This window comes from Williamsia sp. z71, assembly GCF_059553375.1.
This window is the reverse complement of record NZ_JCANWX010000018.1, coordinates 1-4422: the sequence shown is the minus strand read 5'-3', so window position 1 is coordinate 4422 and position 4422 is coordinate 1. Positions and strand designations below refer to the sequence as shown.

2 rRNA genes are annotated in these 4422 nt (G+C 54.9%); both read right to left on the bottom strand.

The features are described 5' to 3' along the window. A 23S ribosomal RNA gene (locus AC51GR_RS25625) occupies positions 1–1957 on the bottom strand; the annotation flags it as partial. Positions 1958–2367: 410 nt separating this feature from the next. Next, positions 2368–3888: ribosomal RNA gene (locus AC51GR_RS25620) — 16S ribosomal RNA — on the bottom strand. Positions 3889–4422 lie beyond the last annotated feature (534 nt).

Sequence of the window (4422 nt, the reverse complement as noted above, 5' to 3'; positions counted from 1 at the left end):
CATCACCAGACATGGTCCCCCTTCTCCCGAAGTTACGGGGGCATTTTGCCGAGTTCCTTAACCACAGTTCTCTCGATCGCCTTAGTATTCTCTACCTGACCACCTGTGTTGGTTTGGGGTACGGGCCGTGTCGCCACTCGCTAGAGGCTTTTCTCGGCAGCATAGGATCATGGAATTCGCCTCATTCGGCTACGCATCACCTCTCAGGCTATATGTGTTCCGGATTTGCCTAGAACACGCCCTACAGGCTTACACCAGTACAACCACTGACTGGCCCCACTACCTTCCTGCGTCACCCCATCGCTTGACTACTACCAGCTAAGGTCCTGTGCAGCCGGTCCCAGACCACCCGAAGGTGGAAAAGAACTTTTTGGACAGTTAGTACAACTGATTCATCACGGGCGCGACTACACGGGTACGGGAATATCAACCCGTTGTCCATCGACTACGCCTGTCGGCCTCGCCTTAGGTCCCGACTCACCCTGGGCGGATTAGCCTGGCCCAGGAACCCTTGGTCATTCGGCGGCGAAGTTTCTCACTTCGCTTTCGCTACTCATGCCTGCATTCTCACTCCCACACCCTCCACACCTGGATCACTCCGATGCTTCCATGGATGCAGGACGCTCCCCTACCCACCCACACACCTAGCCAACTGTTCGCAAACAGAAGGCGGGCTATTGTGTGAGTGCCGCGGCTTCGGCGGTGTACTTGAGCCCCGCTACATTGTCGGCGCAGGATCACTTGACCAGTGAGCTATTACGCACTCTTTCAAGGGTGGCTGCTTCTAAGCCAACCTCCTGGTTGTCTTCGCGACCCCACATCCTTTTCCACTTAGTACACGCTTAGGGGCCTTAGCCGGCGATCTGGGCTGTTTCCCTCTCGACTACGAACCTTATCGCCCGCAGTCTCACTGCCGCACTCTGACTCACTGGCATTCGGAGTTTGGCTGACGTCAGTAACCTTGTAGGGCCCATCGGCCATCCAGTAGCTCTACCTCCAGTGAGGAACATGCGACGCTGCACCTAAATGCATTTCGGGGAGAACCAGCTATCACGGAGTTTGATTGGCCTTTCACCCCTACCCACAGCTCATCCCCTCCATTTTCAACTGAAGTGGGTTCGGTCCTCCACGACGTCTTACCGTCGCTTCAACCTGGCCATGGGTAGATCACTCCGCTTCGGGTCTAGACCCGGCGACTGGAAACGCCCTATTCGGACTCGCTTTCGCTACGGCTGCCCCTCACGGGTTAACCTCGCCACCGAGCACTAACTCGCAGGCTCATTCTTCAAAAGGCACGCCATCACCCACCATCGACTCAACGATGCATCGGCTTTGACGGATTGTAAGCGCACGGTTTCAGGTACTATTTCACTCCCCTCCCGGGGTACTTTTCACCTTTCCCTCACGGTACTAGTCCGCTATCGGTCACCAGGGAGTATTCAGGCTTATCGGGTGGTCCCGACAGATTCACAGCAGATTTCACGGGCCCGCTGCTACTTGGGTGTCTACTACAACAGTTGTCATGTTTTCGTCTACGGGACTCTCACCCTCAACGGCAGGCCGTTCCAGACCACTTCGACTAACACAACAATTTTTTACTGTCGGCCGATCCGGCAGAATCGACAAAATAGATCCCACAACCCCACACAGACAACCCCTGCCGGGTATCACATCTGCATGGTTTAGCCTCATCCGCTTTCGCTCGCCACTACTCACGGAATCACATGTTGTTTTCTCTTCCTGTGGGTACTGAGATGTTTCACTTCCCCACGTTCCCTCCACACACCCTATATATTCAGATGCGGGTAACACGACATCACTCGTGCTGGGTTTCCCCATTCGGACACCCTCGGATCACAGCTCGGTTGACAGCTCCCCGAGGCTTATCGCAGCCTCCTACGTCCTTCATCGGCTCCTGGTGCCAAGGCATCCACCGTACGCTCTTAAACACTTACAAACATTTATCAAAACAAAAATAAAGATGCTCGCATCCACTGTGCAATTCTCAAACAACACACACCAACTACATCCAACACCCCAACCCACACTCTTCAGCGTGTGTTGATAACAGGCGGACCGCAATCGGCATCTATGTCTAACCCTAGAGACAAACACCTCTCTGCTCACGCAGAGGTGTGTTCCCTCAGGACCCAATAGTGTATCGATGCTTTATGTGGTCACCCACACAAACGCCGGCGCCACTTTCTCACGAAAGCTGACCGGCATTGTTAGTGTTTCACCCATTTGAGCTCCCACCACTGAACATTCGCCAGTGACGTGGGGCCACCACGATCCGAACGTTCCACAAGGAAACGCCGGTGCTGGTACAAAGCAGCACACAAGAGCGTGGTTTATGTTGCTCCTTAGAAAGGAGGTGATCCAGCCGCACCTTCCGGTACGGCTACCTTGTTACGACTTCGTCCCAATCGCCAATCCCACCTTCGACGGCTCCCTCCCACAAGGGGTTGGGCCACCGGCTTCGGGTGTTACCAACTTTCATGACGTGACGGGCGGTGTGTACAAGGCCCGGGAACGTATTCACCGCAGCGTTGCTGATCTGCGATTACTAGCGACTCCGACTTCACGGGGTCGAGTTGCAGACCCCGATCCGAACTGAGACCGGCTTTAAGGGATTCGCTCCACCTCACGGTATCGCAGCCCTCTGTACCGGCCATTGTAGCATGTGTGAAGCCCTGGACATAAGGGGCATGATGACTTGACGTCATCCCCACCTTCCTCCGAGTTGACCCCGGCAGTCTCTCACGAGTCCCCGCCATTACGCGCTGGCAACATAAGATAAGGGTTGCGCTCGTTGCGGGACTTAACCCAACATCTCACGACACGAGCTGACGACAGCCATGCACCACCTGTACACCAACCACAAGGGGGGCCATATCTCTATGGCTTTCTGGTGTATGTCAAACCCAGGTAAGGTTCTTCGCGTTGCATCGAATTAATCCACATGCTCCGCCGCTTGTGCGGGCCCCCGTCAATTCCTTTGAGTTTTAGCCTTGCGGCCGTACTCCCCAGGCGGGGTACTTAATGCGTTAGCTACGGCACGGATCCCGTGAAAAGGAACCCACACCTAGTACCCACCGTTTACGGCGTGGACTACCAGGGTATCTAATCCTGTTCGCTACCCACGCTTTCGTTCCTCAGCGTCAGTTACTACCCAGAGACCCGCCTTCGCCACCGGTGTTCCTCCTGATATCTGCGCATTTCACCGCTACACCAGGAATTCCAGTCTCCCCTGTAGTACTCAAGTCTGCCCGTATCGCCCGCACGCTTGGAGTTAAGCCCCAAGTTTTCACGAACGACGCGACAAACCGCCTACGAACTCTTTACGCCCAGTAATTCCGGACAACGCTCGCACCCTACGTATTACCGCGGCTGCTGGCACGTAGTTGGCCGGTGCTTCTTCTCCAGGTACCGTCACTTTCGCTTCGTCCCTGGTGAAAGAGGTTTACAACCCGAAGGCCGTCATCCCTCACGCGGCGTCGCTGCATCAGGCTTGCGCCCATTGTGCAATATTCCCCACTGCTGCCTCCCGTAGGAGTCTGGGCCGTGTCTCAGTCCCAGTGTGGCCGGTCGCCCTCTCAGGCCGGCTACCCGTCGTCGCCTTGGTAGGCCATTACCCCACCAACAAGCTGATAGGCCGCGGGCCCATCCCAAACCGCCGGAGCTTTCCACCACCAGACATGCATCCAGTGGTCATATTCGGTATTAGACCCAGTTTCCCAGGCTTATCCCAAAGTTTGGGGCAGATCACCCACGTGTTACTCACCCGTTCGCCACTAATCCACCAGCAAGCTGGCTTCATCGTTCGACTTGCATGTGTTAAGCACGCCGCCAGCGTTCGTCCTGAGCCAGGATCAAACTCTCCATGAAAACCTTCCAAAAAACGCCGACTCCGAAGAGCCAACGAGTTTCAAAAAAATATGTCCTGAAGAGATTTCATAATCCCAACCAAACAAAAACTGACACCACCACAGGACTCAAAACCTGCGATGGGATCAAAAAATTATCTAACTAATGCCGGCACCACACATCCGTCAACCCGACCAAACCCCAGACTGGGATTTCGTCACCGTGACAGACATACAGCACCTAAATTGGCACTAACAATCCATCGACACACTATCGAGTTCTCAAAGAACACACCCACATCCGATCTGCACACACCTTCAACAAGCGTGTCGTCCCGGCGGGATATTTTATTGTAACTTCCTCGTTGTCTCCGTCTCGGAGGCAACTTTTCAAGCTTACCGGACTCGCATCCGGTATGCAACTCGCTGCTCTCGCAGTCCGTCACCACCCGCGTTTGAACCCTCCACCGAAAGGCGGAGCACATTCACACTATGGGCGGTCTGCGTTGTTCCTTCAGGAAAAGACTTCCCTGTCGGTGTTCTCGGCTCCCGGCTT